This is a genomic window from Mucilaginibacter pedocola, from assembly GCF_002013915.1.
Classification (GTDB): Bacteria; Bacteroidota; Bacteroidia; order Sphingobacteriales; family Sphingobacteriaceae; genus Mucilaginibacter; species Mucilaginibacter pedocola.
The window spans coordinates 48,369-68,613 of sequence record NZ_MBTF01000010.1 but is presented as its reverse complement, the minus strand read 5'-3'; the positions used below and the strand labels follow the sequence as shown (position 1 = coordinate 68,613).

Here is a 20,245-nt window from a genome sequence, read left to right as displayed (position 1 = left end):
ATTTTTGCTCCCGATGACAAACCACACGAAATCTGCCAAACCCACTATACTTGTTGTAAATGATGACGGTGTTACTGCCCCGGGCATTAAAACGCTGATGCATGTAATGAAAGAGATAGGCCGGGTAGTGGTGGTAGCGCCGGATAGCCCGCAGTCGGGCATGGGGCATGCTATAACCATTGGCAAACCGCTCCGTTTAGATAAGGTTGACCTTTACGAAGGCATAGAAATATACAGCTGCAGCGGTACACCGGTCGATTGCGTGAAGCTGGCCGTTACCAAAATTTTCAAAGGCCAAAAGCCCGATCTATGTGTATCGGGCATTAACCACGGGCTGAACAACTCCATCAACGTACTGTACTCGGGTACCATGTCGGCAGCTGTGGAAGGCGCTATCGAAAGCATCCCCTCTATCGGTTTCTCGCTGGATGATTATTCGCTGCAGGCCAACTTCGAGCATTGCGAAAAGTTCATTAAGGAGATAGCCCTGCAGGTGCTGCAGAATGGCTTGCCGGTTGGTACTTTACTGAACGTAAACTTCCCTAACACGCACGATATTAAAGGCATCAAAATATGCCGCCAGGCCAACGCCAAATGGGCCGAGGAATTTGACCAGCGGTTAGATCCCTATAAACGCCCTTACTACTGGCTTACCGGTGTTTTCCAAAACAACGATAACGGCGAGGATACCGATGTTTGGGCACTGGAGCACAACTATGCATCGGTAGTGCCCGTACAATTTGATATGACGGCGCACCACGCCATCCCTGTTCTAAACACCTGGAAGTTTAATGTGGAGTAAGGATAGCACAGCCACAGGGCTTTTGTTAGGAAGCATTTTGCCCGCAGGCAGTTGGGTATTGTTCGAGTATGTGATGCATAACGATGCCATTATCATGAACAAACCCGCCGTGCCTTATTTGCTGGCCATTGTGCTTAATTTGGTGCTGTTGCGCTATTTCTTCAGAAAAGATATGCAGGAATTGGTGAAAGGCATTATGATGGCAACTTTTGCGTTTATGCTGATAGTTTTTATTTTTAAGATACGCGTAGCATGAAATATTACCTGGTAGCCGGCGAAGCCTCGGGCGACCTCCATGGCGCCAACCTGATGAAAGCCCTGAAAGAGAAAGATGCGAATGCCGAGTTCCGTTTTTTTGGCGGCGACCTGATGGCGGCGGAAGGCGGCACGCTGGTGAAGCACTACGAAGACATGGCTTTTATGGGCTTTGTAGAAGTGGTGGCTAACCTGCGCACCATCATGAAAAACATGAACCTTTGCAAAAAGGACATCCTTAGTTACCGACCCGATGTTTTAGTACTGATAGATTTCCCGGGCTTCAACCTCAAAATTGCCGACTTTGCTAAAAAGAACGGCTTGCTGGTTTGCTACTACATATCGCCCAAAGTTTGGGCATGGAACCAGAAGCGGGTACTGAAAATAAAAAAGGTTGTGGATCATATGTTCTGCATCCTGCCTTTCGAGGTTGATTTTTATAAACAGTGGGGGATGGATATCGACTATGTAGGAAACCCTTTGCTGGATGCCGTAGCGGCTTTTACACCCGATCCCGATTTCTTAAAAAAACATATACTGCCTGCTAAAAAGATAGTAGCCTTGTTACCCGGCAGCCGTAAGCAAGAAATAAGCCGATTACTGCCCGATATGGCAAAGGTTGCACAGCGCTTTACCAACTACCAATTTGTAATAGCCGGTGCGCCGACTTTCGATACAGAATATTACCGCCAGTTCATCGGCGGTACGCATATACCGGTAGTGTTTAACGCTACTTACGATCTATTGAGTAATGCCGAAGCCGCCATTGTAGCCTCGGGTACCGCAACGCTGGAAACCGCACTGCTTAACGTGCCGCAGGTGGTTGTTTACAAAGGCAATAAGGTAACCATTGGCATTGCCAAAATGCTGGTGAAGATAAAATTCATTTCCCTGGTGAATTTAATAATGGATAAAGATGTGGTGAAAGAGCTGATACAGCAGGACTGCAATATCCACAACATCTCTAACGAATTGGATAAACTGGTAGGGCTGGATGCATATCGCAATCAAATGTTTGCTAATTATGATCTGCTCGACGAACGCATGGGCCAGCCAGGCGCATCCGCCAAAACTGCCGGCCTCATCATCAAATACGCTACAAAAAAGTAAGGCTCCGCATTATATGCCGAGCCTCACTTTTTCTCAAAGGACTGTTTTAAATAGAATAGATAGAATATATGTAGATCAGGCGGCTTGTTGCGTTGCCTGGTTGTTGCGTGTTGTAAATTGGCTTCTTTCCTTAAAAGCCTTCAGGTCTGCCATTAATAAGTTTTTCAGGTCGTTATCAAAACGGGCAACTAATTTGCTGGTAGCTGGTTTTTGGTAGGTTTTCATAGGTAGATGCTTTTAGTGTAGATGCTTTTAGTATCGTATATGTTTAGTAGATGCGTGTTAATACTATGCTGCTGATAAACGTGATGCGTTAAGAGCGTTCATTTGCTCTTTTACCGAACGTACGGCTTTCAGGTCGTTCATTAAAAGCGCTTTTAACTCCCTGTCGAAACGGTTTAATAATTTAGTTGCTGTGGTTTGTGATGTAGTAGTTTTCATAGGTCAATATTTTTAAATTATGTTTAGTTTTTAGTTTGTTCGTTGTCTTTTGTTTCATCCTGGTTCTCTTCAAGGTTATCGTGCCTACGCTGCGCTTCCCTCATTTGTCGTTCCAGTTGTTCTTCGTCCCGGTGGTCGGCTGGTTTCTCCGGGTTTGCCGGGTTTTCCCAATCCTTTTGTTCTGCCGGTGCCTCAAGTTTCTTCTCGGTTTCCATATTGCCTCCGTTTGATAGTACTTATTCCAATGCTGTGCCAAAAATTAGCCTGCATTAAAAAAAGAGCTAACTTTTTTTGAAATAGCTGTAAATGAGCACGAAAAAATGTGCTTTAAAAGCTGCAAAAGGCAAATTTACACCGTACGCTATGCAAAAAGCACGCATGGCTTGATGTAAATGTTAAACAGGATTGTTCGGAAAAAGCGTACACTGTCCGTTTTCAGACGGTGCGCTGCATGGTTTTGCGCGTAGCCAGGTGCACCACAATTGCAATGGCAGAAAGGATGATACCCACCGCACAGATGCCCGCCCAATTGTAAGCACCCCAAACGCGGGTGGCCAAAAAAGTGCCGGTTGCACCGCCTATAAAATAGCTCACCATGTATACCGTATTGATGCGGTTGCGCGCCGCCGGATTCAACGAGAAGATGATGGCCTGGTTTGAGATGTGTGTGGCCTGCACGCCGATATCCATTAATATAACACCGGCAATAAGCCCGGCAATGCTGTATGCCGAAAACCAAAAGATGATGAACGATAGTAGCACCATGGCCAAAGTAATGGTGGATAATTTATAAGCGTCCATTTTGTCGCTTAGCCTGCCCATCAACCCTGCTGCAACAGCCCCTAATGCGCCCGCCAGCCCGAAAGCGCCTGCCACATCGCTGCCTTCGTTAAAGTTTTGTTTCAGCACGAAAACCAGTGTGGTCCAAAACGCGCTGAAGCAGGCGAAGCATAGTGCGCCACGCAGAGATGCTAAACGGAGCTTCGGTTCATTTTTCACCAGGTCTACCAGCGAGCGCATCAGTGAGCCGTAGTTGCCTTTGTAATCGGGTTCTACCTCGGGTAGCAGCAGGTATACCAGCAGCCACATCACCACCATCATACCGGCGGCTATGTAGAACATGGCCCGCCAGCCCAAATGAGCGCCCACAAAACCACTCAGCGTGCGCGATAGCAATATGCCTATTAAAAGCCCGCTCATAATAAAGCCTATCTTTTTACCGCGCTCGGCAGGTTCGGCCAGGTGCGCGGCCATGGGTACCAACAATTGAGGGATAATAGAAGTACAGCCCAACAAAAAGCCTGATAGTATTAATATATGTATGGTAGGGGCGAGGGCAGTTAAAAGCAGTGCCGCAACGATGAATGCAAAATTGATAAGCATTAGCCGTTTGCGTTTCACCATATCGGCCATGGGCACCACAAAAAACATCCCCACGGCATAACCAATTTGCGTGAGCATACTAACCTGCCCAGCGGTACCGTTACTTACATGGAAAGTTTGCGCCATATCGCCCAGTAGGGGCTGATTGTAATACAAATTGGCAACAACAAGCCCTGTAGTCAGCGTCATTATCCATAAGGTAGTGGTCGATAAATGCGGTTTATGTGTTGCAACAGCCATTATTTTAAGATTTTAGCAAAAGTGCTCAGATGTTTTTAGCATTTAGTCAGGATAAACTCATAAAAAATTGAGGATATTTTAAGCAAAATGCCTTATCTTTGTTAATACAATAACGAAAAAAGTACATTGATATCAAGGTGACAAAAAAAATTACAAAAAAATTCTTTGTAATTCAAAACTTAGTGTTACTTTTACACCATCAACAAGGACATACAAGTTGATACATAAAATAGTCTTCTCATAATTTAGGTTTATAATTGGTTAGTAAAGGCCCCTGCCCATCAGGGGCTTTACTTTTTTATAAGGGTTTTGTAAATCCCTAAACATTCTCCACTCAAATAGTAACATACCTCTAATTGACTGATACCCAAACATTATTACCCATATCAACATCGGCATCATAAGCTCCACCCAAAGTTATCTTCGTGATCCGTTTATTTACCGGGATGTTAATTTGTAAAGCTTCAGCACCCTTTGCCCAAATAGCAACGGTTCTGTTTATAAAGGTTTTTGTGTTATCAGCATAGATAATGGTAATATGCACAGGAACCGGCGCGTTGCCTATTCGTTTTATCGTTAGTCCGTATTGCTTGCTTTGTTTTAGAACACCGGATATCGCCAGATCAGGAATTGCCTTATCAAAGTACCAGCTTTTCCAGTACCAGTTAAGGTTTTGGCCGGTGGTGGTGTTTATGCTATTGAAAAAATCGTATGGCGTGGGATGTTTGCCTGCCCAAGTGGTTATGTATTCGCGCATAGCATTCAGGAATACTTTTTCGCCAAGCATCTCTTTGAGGTAATATAGTGCCAGGGCAGGCTTCAGATCCTTATCAGCAAAGCGGGCCTTACCGTATAGCTGGGCGGTGGGCGTCATCACGGGTACGTCTTCGGCCAGCCCGGCGAAGTCATTTACTGGACTCATGTCGTAATCCAATTTAACATCCGGCGCTATCTTCGGGTGAAACAAAAACTCGGTCAGCGTTGCCCAACCCTCGTCCATAAAGGAGTATTTGGTTTCGTTGGTGCCCACGTAAAAAGGGAACAACGTATGGAAAACCTCGTGCGCGGTAAACTCCACTACGTCTTTATCATCTTCAAAAGGTAGGTTGTTCACCATCATGGGGTATTCCATGGCATCCAACCCGTCAACTATGGTTATGTGCGGATAGGGGAAAGGCAACCCGGGGAAGTGGTAGCTTATCTGCTCAACTGTTTTTCGAGCGTAATTAACCACCGGCCAATAGCTTTTATGATCAGGATTAAACACGGCATCCACCCTTGTCCTTCGTTTAGTTTTGGGGTCTACCATTATGCTGCTTGCTTTCCAAACGTAATTAGCACTTACCGCAAAGGCAAAGTCGGTAACGTTTGTGGCTTCAAATTTCCAGGTATTTGTGGAGTTCTTTTTGGTGATATTGCCGGCCTTGATGTCTTCGGTGGTGATAACATCCACCACACTATCCGATAGTTCGGCTTTTGCTATGCGGCCGGCAAACTCGGGCTCATACACCTCATTAGTGTTTTTTAAGTCGCCCGTTGCCCATACCCTGTATTCGCCCGGCACGGTAATATTTACTTTAAAATTTCCATAGTCGTTATAAAACTCTTCTTTGCCTAAATAAGGGTATTCGTTCCAGCCGTCTACGTCGTCGTAAACGGCTATCCTTGGGAAGAAATAGGCGATAAAATAACTACCATCGGTGATCTGCCCGGTGCGGTTGAACGAGCCTTTGTTTAAAGTATAGCTAAATTTTGCGGTTACGCGGGCATGTGCCCCCGGCAAAACAGCTATGCCTTTAACAAGCATATTGGTGCCGGTAATGCGCCGCATTGTACTATCAGTAGCCTTGCCATCTATCGTTAGCGTTTCGATGCGGACACCATCGCTAAGATCAGCTGTGGCTATATTGGTATTGCGGGCAGAATTAGCCTTATAAAGATTGGGGTAGAGTTTAAACAAGAATGTTTTAAGCGTATCGGGGCTATTGTTTACGTAGTCAATAACCTCCTCCCCACTGATTTTCCTCGTTTCAGGATCGAACTTTACATCTATCAAGTAGTCGCCTGTATTTTGCCAGTACTTTTTCCCGGGGATGCCCATATGAGTACGGGTGCCTTTGGCCAAAGCTTTTTGCGTATTCCTGTCAACAGGTAATTGTTGTGCGCAAAGCGATGAGGATATAAATAAGGCCCCAAAAACGAGGTAGGAAAATTGTTTCAGCATAAGGGTTTGGCAGATATCAGCACATCACATTCGATGCACTATTCGAAGAAACGTAGCCCGTCGGTATAAATTTTACTCGTTTATAAATTCCTTATTTTGTCTTTTTCAATACCGAGGTTGTTAAAGCCCCCAACTCCAACACCCTCCCCTCAATTTTCTTCCCCGTCAACAGGTCAACATAATTTCCTTCGGGCAATTCAAGCGTGTAGGTTTTATCTTCCACGTTAAAATACACCAGTATTTCATCCACCGCATTATATCTTTTATAAGATAACACGCCGCCTTGTGCCGTCATGAATTCGATCTTTCCGTTCACCAGCACCGGGTTGTTTTTACGGATGGCGATGAGTTTTTTATACCAATCGAATTGTTGCTGGTTGAAGCTTACTTTATCGTATTGTTTTTCTACCGGCTGGCGGTTGGTGCGGGTTTCGTCGGCGAAGTGGTAGTCGGGCCACCAGAGGGGTTTGCGCGGGTCGGGGTCGTCGGCGCCCCACATGCCCATTTCTTCGCCGTTCCAAATTTGCGGTGCACCAATGCTGGTGAACAGGTGCACCAGGTACAGGCGCAGGCGTTGGTAGGTTTCTTCGTCGGGTTTGCCGGTGCGGTAGTGCGGGTTTTCGCGCGGGTTGGCCTGGAACTTATATTTATTGGTGTTATAAAAATCGGTAAGCAGGCGCGGGGTATCGTGCGTGCTCGATACATTCATTATGGCGTAGCGCTTATCTTCGGGCAGCCGGTTCCACTCGTATTCCAGGCTGTTCTTAAAGTTTTCGGCATTCAGCGGAAAGTCGGTTTTGGCAAAAAAGTAGCGGGCAGGGCGGTAGGCCTGGTAAAACATTACGGCATCAAAAACATCGCCTTGGGTATAGGGCGTTGGGTCCATCAGTTTATCGGGCCATTGGTCCCACCAAATTTCGCCCACTAAATAGGCATCCGGTTTTATGCGCCGCACCTGGTGCCTAAACTCGCGCCAAAAGCCAAGCCCTATCTGGTCGGCAACATCAAGGCGGAAGCCGTCGATGCCATTCTCCGGTTTACCATCGGGCGACAGCCAGCGTTCGGTAACAGCAAAAATGTGTTTCTTGGCGCCTTCGTTTATGTTACCCTCGTAAGGCTGGCCGTTCTGGCGCTGAGTGGTAATATCCACTTTGCGTATTTCGGGCAAACTGGATACACCCACCCAGCCGGTATACGCGAACTCATTTTCGGGCGTGTTGCCATCATCGAACGAGCGTATCTCGTACCAATCTTTATAAGCCGAGCGCGACTGATTCTTCAGCACATCCTGCCAGGCCCAAAACATAACGCCGGTGTGGTTCCACGAGTAATCCATAATAATGCGCATGTGGCGTCGGTGCACTTCGCTAACCAATTTCAGGAAAAGTTTATCGGCTGCAGTCCATTGCCAGGTTTTTGGGTCGGCAGGGTTTTCGGCGGCTATGATCTTGTTGTCACCCTCCGGGTCGGGGCCAAAGTTTACGTCGATGTGGTGGTAATGCCGCGCATCGTATTTATGTGCCGAGGGCGCATCGTTAAGTGGATTGATGAAGAGGGCGTTCACGCCAAGGTCTTGCAGGTAATCGAGTTTATCTAAAATACCTTGCAGGTCGCCTCCGTAGCGGCGGTAATACATATTGTCGTTAAAATCGCGCCCTGTTTCCCAGCCCTGCTGACCGAACCAGTCTTCGGTCCATTGGTTAACGGCCCAGCCTTCGGGAGCAATTTGCCCCATGGGCGGTATATTGATGTTGGCAAGGGTGGGGTTATTTTTGCTATCGCCGTTGCGAAAACGCTCAGGGAATATCTGGTACCAGATGGCGCTTTTGCTCCACTCGGGCGCTTTATCAAAAGGAGTGGCCTCCTGCGCCCGGGAACCAAACGCGGCAAACAAGCAAATACACATAAGGGTATATTTTTTCATGAACCAAGCCATGAACGGTTTAACATTGCGGGCGCTGCCCTGCGGTAAATATAGCGACTTATTTGGCAGCGGGGTGAAATAAAAAAGCCTTCGGGAATTTCCGAAGGCTTAAGTAAAGAATATCGCAGGGCTCGTTTATTAGGCCGAAGCGCCTTTTAATTTTAAGCGTTTGTGATAGAAAATATAAGAGCAGGCCAGTACCGCTATCAGCACTAACATAAATGCCCAATCTTTAAAAGCAAAGCCTGAAGCATAAAACGAATACGCAGCACCAATAAGGTCGAACGTAAAACCGGCGTAAGCCCATTCTTTAAGCCGCGGAAGGCCCGGTGTAAGGATGGCAAATACGCCCAATACCTTGGCAACTGCCAACAGGTGTAATACATAAGGCCGGTAACCTATGGCTTCCAGCATTTTTGTGCCCTCGGGGCTTTCTTTAAAGCTCGAGACTGTTGAGAACAGCATCATGGCCAGTATCAGCCCGGTGCTTATCCAGTAAATAATGTTAATGGTTTTTTTGCTCATGTTAATTGTAATTAGGTTATGTAATTGTTCAATAGCAAGTTACATAACTATCTGCTCAAAACCTACACGTTTTTTCGCTATAAACATCACTTCGCAGCAAAGCCCGTCGCCAGCTTATCCATTTCGGCTTCACCTAAAGCGGTTTTTCCGTTTTGGATCACAATGCGGTATTTGAATGTAACCGATTCGCCTTTCTGCAAGGTAAAGTCCTTCCGCGACTTACCATTGGTAAAAACATGCTCACCCAATGGGTTAGCGGCAAATAATCCGTAGCCGCGTGCATGCCAAAAGGTGGGGTAGTTAACGTTCTTCGGGTGGTCGATAATGGCAACGGTGATAGAGTCGGCTCCCATTTTGCCATCAATTTTGCACCACTCGGCGCGGGTGCTCCAGGCGGCATCGCCGGTTTTACCGGCGCTGGTAAGGTAGTTGCCGGTAGGTACTTTATCGGTACCGCCTTTTACTACGGTTACAATGCCTTTGCTATCGGTAAAGCTTTCGTCTTTTGTGGTTGGCATTTGCAGTTCGTGTGCCAGGCGGAAGCCCAGTAATCCGTCTTTTGCATCGGTGAATACCGCCAGGGTATCGGCTGTTAGCGTGGTGTAACGGTCAATAATGCGGCGGTTGGCATCGCCGCTAAACTCAAAGCGGGTGCTCTCCTGTACTAACACTTTGCCGGCTTGGTTGGTCCAATTGGCCTGGTAGGCCAATACACCTGTTTTGCCACTTTTGGTTTCGGTGATCTTATCGGTATGTATCCAGCCGTATTGGTTCTTTTTGGCGGCGGGGATGGCGTAAGAGTTGTTCCAGAAATCTAAACCGTTCAGGTTCTCATAGTTGAACCATAAACCTATGTGGTGCGGGTGGTCTGTAGGGTCGCCGGGCTTGGGGTTAAGCGGGAAGCCGCGGGTTACTACCGTGCCGTTGGCAGCATGTAGCGGGTATAACACAGGTTTTTCCAGAGTATCGGGATACATAAAAGTAGTGAACGGTTTACCACCAATACTTACTTCTATATTTTTACCGCTACCCGCCTTTACGTTCACCGGCTGCTGGGCCAGTGCAGTACTACTTATTGCCGATGCCATAAGCGTTACTACGGCCATACAGGCAAGTGCTTGTACGCTATTGTTTTTCATAACTGATAACTTTAGTATTTAAACACTTTGCCGTTCACCATTACCTCCTGCGTTTTCTCATCAAAGGTTGCTTTGGAGCCACCGTGTACAGCAGCATTGGTCATGATGGTGGCTATAGAGTGGCTGTAACCTGCCTCCACCGGTGCGTTAGGCTGTTTGCGGCTACGCACGCATTCCATCCAGTTGCGCACGTGGTTTGATGTTAGCACATCGCCACCGGTATTGGCCGATGCTACCACCGCTTCGGTATTTTCCAGTTTTACGGTGGGCAGCAGGTTGGCCTTCATTTGCATAGCAGCCGCCATTTTTTCGGTTAGTCCGCCGGTTGGCGATACGGTGTTGGTAATGAGGTTCAGTTCGCCGCCGTTAGAGTAATATATCTCTGATGGGTGCTCGTCGCCGTTGTGCATACGCGAGCCGAAGGTCACCTGGAAGCCGTTGGACGGATCGTTAAGAGGGCCGTAATCAAAAACGGCATAGATAGTATCCCAGTTGCGGCGACCGTCTTTCCATTGGTAAATGCCGCCGTTGGCCACCACGCTGCGCGGGTGCTGCAGGCCGGTAAACCAATGCACGGTATCTATTTGATGGCTCATCCACTGGCCCGCCAGGCCCGATGAGTATGGCCAAAACAGGCGATATTCAAGATAATATCGCGGGTCGAATTTTTCGTAAGGGCGGTTCATGATGAAACGCTTCCAATCGGTATCAGCCTCTTTCAGTACGCCTAATAGTTCAGGACGGCGCCAGCGGCCGGGCTGGTTCACGTTCCAGGTAAGCTCTACCATGGTAACCGGGCCAAATTTGCCCGAACGGATAAAATCATTAGCCGCATGGTAATTTCCGCCGCTACGGCGTTGCGAACCTATTTGCACAATTTTGCCTGCATCTTTCACGGCTTTAAATGCAGCGCGGTTATCTTCCATGGTTTCGGCAAAAGGTTTCTCTACGTAAGCATCGCAACCTGCTTTAACAGCCTCTATGGTGTGGCGCGCATGCTGAAAATCGGCAGTGGAAATAAATACCGCGTCAACCGCTTTGGCATCGTACATCTCCTCGTTATTTCGGTAAGCCTTAACATCGTTCTTCATTTTCTCCTTCCACATGGCTGCCCCTTCTTCGCGGCGGCGGTTCCAGATGTCGGATACGCCCACCACTTCAAAATTCAATTCTTTGCAATGGTTCATGAAGCTGGGCATGTGCGAGTAGCGGTGGCGGTCGGAAAAACCTACTACGCCCACGCGCACCCTGTCGTTAGCCCCAATAATACGGTTGTAACTTTTTGCGCTGAAACTAACAGCGCCCAGTGCATTGTTTGCGAGCAAGGTGCCGGCACCGGCCAAAGCGGCCTGCCCGATGAATTTACGGCGAGAATTATCCATTATTTAAGTTTTTAAAAGGTTATGTGTTTGTGAAGATACACGTTAGGTATTATAAAAGGTAGGAGAAATTAAAAAGAGGAAGGAGAAAAGAACGGCATGGCAAAAAATTAGGATTTTCCGTGTATCATTAATGGGTTCACCGGCGTCTTCCATACGTGAGGGTTTCCGAACTTTCTTTATTTTGCGCCACTAACATCTGCCTATCTATATGACACAACCTGTACTATCAAGATCTTTTAAACTTCTTTTTCTGTTTTTAATATTATCCGGCACGGTTCACAGCCAAAGCATCACGCCAACCAAAGGAAGGTATTACTACTATAAGGCCTGGGGATTTCTGAAATACTATCACCCAGCATTAGCATCGGGGAGGGTAGATGCCGATAGTATCTTTTTAACTTATTTACCCGACGCCGATAAAGCTAAAAACGCAGGGCAAGCAAGTGCAGTAATTTCTAAAATGATAGCAGGGTTAAGCAAAGGGCAAACTTTTAAGCCGGCACCTGTAAAATACACCGCTACGGAAATGACCCAAAACGTGGACCATAACTGGTTCACTAAAGATGCCTTTTTGCAGGCCGCCGTGCGCAGCCAACTGCAATATGTTTACAAGCATCGTTTTGCGGATACCAGCCACTATTATTATACCCCGCGGCACTTCACTACTATTATCCCTCACGAAAAAACCTACGCTTTCGCTGATACTGCTGCCGTGCCCTATGCTTACCGCATGCTGGCTTTAGCAAAAATTATGGCGGGTGTAGACTATCTCTTTCCCCATAAATACCTGATGGATACGAATTGGGATAAACTTGCTATGGCAGCTATTCCGCTATTTGCCAAGGCAGATACGCGCTTAGCTTATGAAACGCAACTACTCAAACTGGTAGCCCCGTTGAACGATACCCATGCCCTGCGTTTTTATAAAGAGATGAAGAATTGGAAAGCCATCCTGAAAGTGAAATTTTATCCACCGTTCGATTATCAATTGGTAGAAAACGGCTCGAAGATAGTGGTTACCAAAGTGCTTATCCCCGAACTCTGTAATCAGGCCGGCATTGAGGCCGGGGACATGATCACCCACATTAACGGCGAGCCGGTGAAAAAACGGGTTAGCTTTATTGGCGAGTATCTGTCGGCATCAAACCCTGATGCGCTTTATGCTCGTTTGAACCGATACCAGGATAACTTAATGTTTCCTACCGATAGCCTGCATGCAAAACTCACACTGATGCATGCCGGTGCCACCAAACAAGTAAACATTGAATGGACCAGCAAGCCCGACGACTTTAAAAAACTATCTGCCTACCTCAACCAGAAAATGGCAAAACCACAGGGTACAGAATTGGAATACGCTGCCCCAGGCGTAACCATTTTCAGGGCAGACCAAACCAGGCGTTTCCTTGAATCGATACCGGAAGGTAAGCTGGAAACTGCCATGGATTCGATTTTTACCCTGGCAGGAAAACAGAAAGGCCTGATCTTAGATATGCGCAGCTACCCGGATTGGGGAGGTTTTTATTACCTGATGTTTAATGCTTTCGGGAAGGATAAGAGCTTGTTCGCCAGGTACTTTATGCTGGATAAACAGCACATTGGCATGTATAAAAAAATAACCGACACGGTGGAGTATTATCCTCCGTTTACAAAACCAGGCAAGCAAACCATTAACGCAAAAGTTGCCATATTGGTAAATGGCGAAACCCTGAGCGCTGCCGAGTATTACACCATGTTGTTCCAGCACATGTTCCCCAACTCCATCACTATTGGCAACCAAAGTGCCGGTGCCGATGGCGACGATAAAGGTATTATGCTGCCCGGAGGTTACGAGTTTCCGTTCTCGGGCAATGCTATTTTTTATCCCGATGGCACACAGGCACAGCGCAAAGGCGTAAAAATAAATAAGGTAGTTTACCCAACCATAACCGACTTATCTAAGGGAGAAGATATCCAACTTAAGCAGGCACTTGAATGGATAGGCGGGCGTTGATATTACGTTGGTTTTTCTTTAGTTGCTTAGTACCTGCGGATGTATCTCGGTAACTTTTATAGGGAATTTTAAGTTGATGGCAAGCCCTTCATTGTTTTCGATACTAAAGGTGCCCTCCAGTTGTGTGGTAAGCCCTTCCAATAGTGTTAGTCCGAGCGTGTTTACAGTTGACAGGCTTACATCGTCGGATAAACCTACTCCATTGTCGCCGATGCGCATCTCTATAAACGTGCCTGTTTTTTTAACAAGGATGGTTATGGTTCCGGGGCGGCCGTTGGGGAATGCGTGTTTTAAAGCATTGGTTACCGCTTCGTTTAGTATGATGCCCACTGGTATGGCTTGCGAAACGTCAAGCGTAATATCTTCAATATCGCACTTTATGGCGATGTTGTTAGGCTTCCTGTTCAACGAATCATTCAGGGAGTTTATTAATTCTTTGATGTATAACGATAGGTTGATCTCTGCAATATTATCGGCTTTATACAATTGATCGTGTATGAGGGCTATGGAGCGCACCCTGTTATAACTTTCTAAAATAGCTTGTTGTGCTTCGTCGTTGGCCAGGTAGGCCGATTGCGAGGATAGCAAGCTCATTACTATTTGAAGGTTGTTTTTTACCCTATGGTTCACCTCTTTTAATAAAAGGTCCTTTTCGGTTAGTAATTCGTCTTTATCTTCAAGCAATTCCATCTTGTCGGCCACAAGAAGCTGCAGGGCCGCATTCTTTTGATCTATCTCGGCCTTTTGTTGGGTGAGCAAGGCATTACTCCGTTGCTTTAGCCTGTACCGGCTGTAAATTAGGGCTGTTATGATCAAAAGCATTAACGATACCACGGCTGTTACGCTACTGATAAGCTGGTTGCGCTTTAATTTAATATCGCTTATCTGCGTTTCGCGGGTTAGCGAATCGATATGCTTATTTTTTTCGAGCGTTTCGTTTTCAATACGCAGGAGCGATATCTGGTACTCTTTTGCAATGTTGTCTATAGAATCTTTTATCTCCTGTTGTTTGAGGAAATGCTCCATGGCTAATTTCAGGTCGCCTTTTAAAGTAACCAGCTTATAATAACGGCTCTCGGCCGTGCGAATGCCCGCCAGGTAATTTAGCTTACGAGCCATAGCTGCATGCAGGTCGGCATACTGGTAGGCCAGTTTCGCCTGGCCGGTTTCCGAGTAATAAGAAGCGAGCGAGTTGTAGCCGTTCATCAGATCTGTAATGTTATGCGGGGGAATGCCGGCTAACAATTCTTTCACCTCGCGCGCATAATCGGCGGCCTGTGCAAAATGTTTAGCATAAACCAAATTGTTAAGCAAATCTACCCTTACAGATAGTTTGTCCGGGTCGCTGTATGCCTGGCGCTTCATCTCGTTAAGCAGCGCTAAAGCTTTAGGTAGCTTGTTGGTATGGGTGTACGCCAGGGCCAGGGTAGAAGATGCCGTATTGGCAAACCGGGTTTGGTTGTAACGTTTTGCCATACGCACAGCTTCTAAAGCGTAGGGGATTGCCTTGCTATGGTCCTGCAATTTTACGTAAGCGGAAGCTATAGCATGGTTAATATAGCTGGCCTGCATGCTGGTATCTCTAACTTCTGCTGCCGTTTTAAGCGCGAAAAAATTATATCTCAAAGCGCTTTGATAATCGCCCTGCCTGAATGAGGTGTTAGCGATATTCATGTAGATACCCTCAACCGTCCTCCGGCTCACGCCTTTCCCCAAATTCAGCGCCTCGAACAACAGCTTAAGCCCTTCGGTTGTTCTTTCTGCCTGGAATAGCAGGTTGGCATTTGTTGTAAGCAGGTACGAAAGCCAAAGCGCATTCCTTTCCTTCCGGAAGATGGCGATAGCCTTGTAAAGGTAAAAGATTCGGTTGCGGAGTTCGATAGGGTCGGTATCGGAGTAATATTGGCTTATAAGATTGTAAGCCCTTGCCTGCCCATCGTTATTGTGGTGTGTTTGAGCAAAGGTAAGCGCATTTTGAGCCACTTTTAAACCCGTTTCGCGGTCTTTCCGGTCGTAGAAAGTTTCTGCACTAAGCAACATGGCATTAATTATCCCGAAATGATAATTAAGCCGCCTGCTCAAGGCTTCAGCATCAGCAGCCAACCTTGTAGCAGTGTCAGCTTCTTTTTGCCCCTTTGTGGGTTTAAAAAACATTAAATGGCCGAGGGCGAGTTGTATTTTCACCCTGTTAGTATCGTTGGCGCTTGTTGCCAGTTTTTGCCTTAAAACAGGCAAAGGCAGCTCATCCAAATTACTGGTTTGGGCCAGTGTTGGTACTGCAAACAAAAGCAAGAGGGCTGATAACAGTGCGTTTCGCATTATTGGGTAGTTCAATATTAGCGCAGCATTTTATATGCGAATATAACACAACAGCAGGTTGTGCGGAATTTAACTTAAAGATAAACAACGGGGCACTTAGCTAAAATCATATCAGGAAGCAGGCATAGAAACGCCCTGCATTGCCAATACGGGTAATATTGATGGTTTTTGCAAGTGCTATTAGCAGTATACTAATAAGTGTTATTATTTATATGATAAAACAAGGGGACAGGGTAAAGGCAGTGGTATTAAAACGGAGGGGTAGTGCATAAAAAAAGCACCTGCGGTTTGCAAGTGCTTTTGATTTTTTAGTGGAGAATATCGGAGTCGAACCGATGACCTCTTCCCCGAAAGCATTCGGGGCATGCAAGCGCTCTAGCCGGCAGAGATGATCCATTCAATATACTTTCGGCTTTTTTTCTTTTTGATTTGATTTTCTCTATTTCTGGCCCCTTCCCTTGTCAGAAACACCTCCCTATGCACAAGTGTCCAATCGTTGGCTTTCGCAGTGTATGTTGATATACCTGAATTATGTTGAACTATTCGTTCGTCGACATCGTCGGTATGTCCGACATAATAGCGGTCGAGTTTGTTAGAATATATGATGTAGCAGCAATATTCCATAAACAAAAAAATCGCCTTGAAAAAAAGCGATTTTTTATTGTGGAGAATATCGGAGTCGAACCGATGACCTCTTGCATGCCATCCGGCTTTTAGCAAATTTCAACCGGTTTAAAATATCATGCAAACATTTAAAAATCAGCATTTTATGTAAATTTTTCTACTAAAATATTTGGCATTTTTAACTCCTTTTTCCGATATTTGTTTTACTTGTGTTTTACTTGTGTTTTACTTGTGAAGGGGAAAAGTGATCATGAATATTGCCATAAAATCATTCCTTTGGACATACTCAACTGTCCGGGAAGCAGAAAAAAGTCTTGTTATCGGAGAACATGAAGTCCGGATCAGGATGACGCAAAACCGTCAGCCCAAATATATGGCTACTGGCTTTAGCAGCAGCGTAGAAAACTGGGACGCTGAAAACGGGTATCCAAAATTTAGCCATCCACTTTATAAGGAATTGGCGCAACGCATTGATAAGATAACTGAAAACATCAACTTCGAGATCAAACTGGCTGAGAAAGCCGGAAGATATATTACGCCGGTAGAGATCAAAAATAACCTTACCCAGGCCACAAAAGTCAACTTACCCGCCGATAAACCCAACAAAATCATTGCCTATATCCAAATGGTGGAAGACGGCTACAAAGCAGTTGAAAACCCTGGCTACGCTGCTATTTTTTACAACTGCCGTTTGACCGTGCGCAAATTGCTTAAAGATAAGGACAAGATGTTCCTGACCTTCACCAAAGCAGATCATGAAGCCTACGAAAATCAGTTTCTCGGTTTGTCGGAATCTACCAAAAGCAATTACCTGCGGACTTATTGCCGAATATGGAACCTGGCTATTGCCGATGGCTTGGTAACCAAAGACCATCATCCCAAAAAGTATTTTAAATTTAAGGTTTACAAAAGGGTAAGGACAAAGAAACGCTCGATCAAAGCGGACTACTGGAAACGTATTTTAAAACTAAAACCAGCCCCTAATACACGGATCTACCGGTCACATCTGATGGCGCAATTCATGTATTACGCCCGAGGGATGAATTTTAACGACATGATAAAACTGAAATGGATACACATTCAGAATAATGGCGTCGCTTACAAAAGGTCAAAGAACAAACGCAGTTACGATTTTGAGCTGCACCCAAAAGCACAAGCTGTGTTAAATCTATTACGTGAATACCCGGTTCAGTCTGATGCCGGGTATGTATTTCCAATATTGATGAAGGAGCACGATGATGTTTTTAAAATTGACGCACGCATCGATTCTGCGTTGAAAGACTTTAACGAAGATTCCCAGGCCATGGCTGAAGCTATAGGTTGGGAAAAACGATTCACCTCAAACTGTATCAGACATGGTTTTGCCAGTCATTTAAACGAAGCAGGTGTGGATATCAGGTTTATCCAAGAAGCTCTGGGCCATGAAACGCAGTTGCAAACCCGGACTTACCTTGATGATATAGAGGACGGCGTAATTGCAAAAGCTATAAACGGCGCCCTGATCGTAGCCTGAACGCCGCTTATAAACCTAAAGGTTTTGGAGAAATTCGTCGAGTTCTTCGGCATTATAATAACAGATACCCCCGAGCTTTTTAAACGGAATCTGTTTTCGGTTCCGTAAGGTTTGTAAAGTAACCTCGGACATACCCAGCAATTCCATCACCTCATTTGTTTTAAGCCACTTTTTCGGCCGTTTCATATTCAGGAGCGATTCGATATCATTCAGTAACTGCGTACGAAAATTCTCTAAATCGTTTCCAGTCAACGCTTCTAATCCCATCACTTTACGATCTATAGTTAATATTTAATAAAGCAGGTACACCTTGCTGCGGACATTGCGTTTAAAAGACCGCTCATAACGGATGTACCCCAGGTCATTCAAATCATTCAGGCATTTGAAATAAGTTGCCCTGGCCGACATTTTTGCCAACGCCATGACCTCATGGCTAAAAGCCATTACCGGATTTTTAAAATCCTGTTCCTGCCAATGCTGGAGCAACACCGCATACAGTCCGATATGACTGATAGTGATCCGCCCGTCAGCTTTTACAGCTTCAAAGAATCCCGATAATGGCTTAAAGTTCTCCAAGGTTCAGATTTATCTAAACGTGCACCTTCTGCCCGCGGCGTTGCCCTTGGTTTTGTTTTTGATCCGCTTCATTTTGCTGCTTCATAGCCTCATTCGCGGAAGCCGCCTGGCTTTGTGAAGGCGTATTGGATTGTGCCTGTTCTGCAGCACGTGCAATAGCCGCCTTTTGTACTTCCTGCGGCGTCATCTCCGGTGCTTGCGTTTGGCTAACTGCTTGTTTCTCTACTTTTCGGACGCTCAGGTTTTGGCCGTCGGCATCATAAAAATCCAAACGCATCATGCGCGGGTTGGCAACGACTTGCGCTTGTGTTTCATTGCCGTCACGCACCAGCGTAACTTCTACCCGGTTCCCTTTTTGCAAAGGCCGCATAATGATGTTACGGTCATATTTTTCCTGGACGTTTTTGATCGGGTATTTTTGCAATTCCTTTTCATGATCCCAGAAAATAACTTTGGGGTTGAAGTTTCCGTATTTATCCGCTTCCTTGAAATTCAAGCTCCGCCAGGCGAAGTAGGTCTCGCCGGTGGGTCTCATCCGCGTGGTGCCCTTTTCCTCTTTTGGCTCCATTTTCGGCTGTTCCCGGTAAACAGCCCTGCCATCCATCATATTGTAGCGTTCCTGAAGCGTATAATTATGCTTCGGCCCCACAAAAAAGGTTTGCGTAAGATCTTCCATGCCTTCTTTTTTAAGCGTAGATTCAAAACGGTTAAAAAACGTAATGTCTTTTGCAAGGTCGTCGCCCTTTGAAAAATGGAGCACCGAATCCACCACGTCTTTACCGAATTGGCGGCTGTGGTTCAAAGTGAACCCTGCCAGGTTCTGATCCATTTTTTGATGCAATTCTTCCTTAAGCCCTTCGCCAAAGCCCAGATTTTTGAGCGTTTCGGCGTTATAATTGAAACTTTCCTGATTCATAATATTTCCTTTTTTTATGGTTAATACTTCTTTGTTAAAATAACTGGCATAGGTTGAAGCCGGCAGCAACTTTGGGTCTGTCCATTTCAACCGGTCATCATGTAGCCTGACCGTGCCACGCTTAGCATCGAACCTTGCGTAAAGCGTTTGCTCAATAGTTACGGGATCATTCAGTTGGTTGGGGGTTGATAGCCGTACACTACCATCCCTATCGCAATGCAGCGTCAATAGCGTAATGCCGCAATGTTCTTCCGGGCAGCCTTCCATATCCAGCTTTAAATTGCGCCCGCGGTATTCACCGGCGAGGATCAAGTCAGCCTGCCTTTTATTAGCCGAAAGTTCTTTGCCCTTGTTGAGCAGAAAGTCCCGCCCTTCTCCCTGGCTCTCAAAGTATTTTAGTATCCCCACCTCATGGCCAATTTCATACATCTGGTGCCCCGGATGGGTGTGCTCGGCCACCAGGAAGCGCTTGACCTCTTTCTCCGGCTCGATCACTTGCTGCCATTGCACCGGGAAAAACATTTCCTGTTGTAAATAAACCTTCAAGTCGCTCATTTGCCAGCCGGGCTGGAGGCTGATATGCAGTTCCTTTAATTGCTGGCCGATATTCCGTAAATCATCGCCAAGCGGTAAGTTCTTTTGCTCAAAGCTTGCGGCAAGATTAGCCACCGGCAGGAATACATGGTCGGCCACCACGAAATTTTGCTCGAAATAATCAAAAACATTATTTGCCGCTGTGCAAAATCCTTCAGCTTCGGCAGCATACCCGTAAAATGAAGGGTCATCCTTACTCCGGTCAAATGCCACCCAATTCCAATTTTGTACCGCAGCTTTTTGCAGAAATTCAGCAACCTCTTCGCGATTCGTTAATTCCATGGCCGA

General features: G+C 46.1%; 19 protein-coding genes. 5 read left to right on the top strand and 14 right to left on the bottom strand.

Features of this window, described 5'->3' with window-relative positions; all coding sequences use genetic code 11:
- Positions 1-13 precede the first annotated feature (13 nt).
- From surE to lpxB, 3 genes are read left to right on the top strand one after another with little or no spacing between them, the layout of a single operon-like run.
- Entirely contained in the window at positions 14-802 is a 789-nt protein-coding gene (surE, locus tag BC343_RS11895; protein ID WP_078348008.1) for a 5'/3'-nucleotidase SurE, read from the top strand.
- Positions 792-1,058 (top strand): hypothetical protein, encoded by a 267-nt coding sequence (locus tag BC343_RS11890; RefSeq protein ID WP_143822161.1) that lies wholly within the window; start codon positions 792-794, stop codon positions 1,056-1,058. The genes surE and BC343_RS11890 overlap by 11 nt, the downstream gene beginning before the upstream one ends.
- Complete coding sequence (gene lpxB, locus BC343_RS11885) at positions 1,055-2,167, top strand: lipid-A-disaccharide synthase (protein ID WP_078348006.1); 1,113 nt, start codon at positions 1,055-1,057, stop codon at positions 2,165-2,167. Before BC343_RS11890 ends, lpxB begins: the two co-directional genes overlap by 4 nt.
- A 75-nt stretch (positions 2,168-2,242) precedes the next feature.
- Here the strand turns inward: lpxB and BC343_RS31005 are convergent, their stop codons facing one another.
- From BC343_RS31005 to BC343_RS11850, 9 genes are all read right to left on the bottom strand, one after another.
- Positions 2,243-2,392 carry a hypothetical protein gene (locus BC343_RS31005; protein WP_156088750.1) on the bottom strand — a complete coding sequence of 50 codons (150 nt, stop codon included), beginning with the start codon at positions 2,390-2,392 and terminating at the stop codon, positions 2,243-2,245.
- A 63-nt stretch (positions 2,393-2,455) separates the two neighbouring features.
- The gene (locus tag BC343_RS31000) at positions 2,456-2,608 is read right to left on the bottom strand and encodes a hypothetical protein (protein WP_156088749.1); all 153 of its coding nucleotides are present in this window, start codon (positions 2,606-2,608) and stop codon (positions 2,456-2,458) included.
- Positions 2,609-2,631: 23 nt separating this feature from the next.
- Entirely contained in the window at positions 2,632-2,823 is a 192-nt protein-coding gene (locus BC343_RS11880) for a hypothetical protein (protein WP_078348005.1), read from the bottom strand.
- A gap of 220 nt (positions 2,824-3,043) precedes the next feature.
- On the bottom strand, positions 3,044-4,231 hold the full coding sequence (locus BC343_RS11875) for an MFS transporter (protein WP_202909782.1): 1,188 nt from the start codon (positions 4,229-4,231) through the stop codon (positions 3,044-3,046).
- 352 nt (positions 4,232-4,583) lie between these two features.
- The gene (locus tag BC343_RS11870) at positions 4,584-6,455 is read right to left on the bottom strand and encodes a M1 family metallopeptidase (protein ID WP_078348004.1); all 1,872 of its coding nucleotides are present in this window, start codon (positions 6,453-6,455) and stop codon (positions 4,584-4,586) included.
- Between the two features lie 91 nt (positions 6,456-6,546).
- On the bottom strand, positions 6,547-8,379 hold the full coding sequence (locus tag BC343_RS11865) for a glycoside hydrolase family 13 protein (protein ID WP_162276859.1): 1,833 nt from the start codon (positions 8,377-8,379) through the stop codon (positions 6,547-6,549).
- A gap of 138 nt (positions 8,380-8,517) precedes the next feature.
- Complete coding sequence (locus BC343_RS11860) at positions 8,518-8,904, bottom strand: DoxX family protein (RefSeq protein WP_078348002.1); 387 nt, start codon at positions 8,902-8,904, stop codon at positions 8,518-8,520.
- Positions 8,905-8,990: 86 nt separating this feature from the next.
- Positions 8,991-10,043, bottom strand: a complete 1,053-nt coding sequence (locus tag BC343_RS11855) for a DUF6807 domain-containing protein (RefSeq protein WP_202909781.1) — start codon at positions 10,041-10,043, stop codon at positions 8,991-8,993.
- Positions 10,044-10,054: 11 nt separating this feature from the next.
- A complete protein-coding gene (locus tag BC343_RS11850) occupies positions 10,055-11,425 on the bottom strand; it encodes a Gfo/Idh/MocA family protein (protein WP_078348001.1) in 1,371 nt (456 codons plus the stop codon).
- Between the two features lie 208 nt (positions 11,426-11,633).
- Between BC343_RS11850 and BC343_RS11845 the strand changes: the two genes are divergently transcribed.
- Positions 11,634-13,415: a S41 family peptidase gene (locus BC343_RS11845; RefSeq protein WP_078348000.1), complete on the top strand. Its 1,782-nt coding sequence runs from the start codon at positions 11,634-11,636 to the stop codon at positions 13,413-13,415.
- An 18-nt stretch (positions 13,416-13,433) separates the two neighbouring features.
- Here the strand turns inward: BC343_RS11845 and BC343_RS11840 are convergent, their stop codons facing one another.
- Together BC343_RS11840 and BC343_RS31975 are read right to left on the bottom strand one after the other, a co-directional pair.
- Positions 13,434-15,734 (bottom strand): sensor histidine kinase, encoded by a 2,301-nt coding sequence (locus BC343_RS11840; RefSeq protein WP_078347999.1) that lies wholly within the window; start codon positions 15,732-15,734, stop codon positions 13,434-13,436.
- Between the two features lie 375 nt (positions 15,735-16,109).
- Complete coding sequence (locus BC343_RS31975) at positions 16,110-16,358, bottom strand: GIY-YIG nuclease family protein (protein WP_078348048.1); 249 nt, start codon at positions 16,356-16,358, stop codon at positions 16,110-16,112.
- 250 nt (positions 16,359-16,608) lie between these two features.
- Between BC343_RS31975 and BC343_RS11830 the strand changes: the two genes are divergently transcribed.
- Positions 16,609-17,871 (top strand): tyrosine-type recombinase/integrase, encoded by a 1,263-nt coding sequence (locus BC343_RS11830; protein ID WP_078347998.1) that lies wholly within the window; start codon positions 16,609-16,611, stop codon positions 17,869-17,871.
- 15 nt (positions 17,872-17,886) lie between these two features.
- Here BC343_RS11830 and BC343_RS11825 read toward each other — a convergent pair whose 3' ends face one another.
- Genes BC343_RS11825 through BC343_RS11815 form a run of 3 tightly spaced genes read right to left on the bottom strand, consistent with a single transcriptional unit; the run spans position 17,887 to position 20,239 of the window.
- Positions 17,887-18,138, bottom strand: a complete 252-nt coding sequence (locus BC343_RS11825; protein WP_078347997.1) for a helix-turn-helix domain-containing protein — start codon at positions 18,136-18,138, stop codon at positions 17,887-17,889.
- Between the two features lie 24 nt (positions 18,139-18,162).
- On the bottom strand, positions 18,163-18,447 hold the full coding sequence (locus BC343_RS11820) for a hypothetical protein (protein WP_078347996.1): 285 nt from the start codon (positions 18,445-18,447) through the stop codon (positions 18,163-18,165).
- A 13-nt stretch (positions 18,448-18,460) separates the two neighbouring features.
- Positions 18,461-20,239, bottom strand: a complete 1,779-nt coding sequence (locus BC343_RS11815) for a hypothetical protein (RefSeq protein ID WP_078347995.1) — start codon at positions 20,237-20,239, stop codon at positions 18,461-18,463.
- Positions 20,240-20,245: the final 6 nt, after the last annotated feature.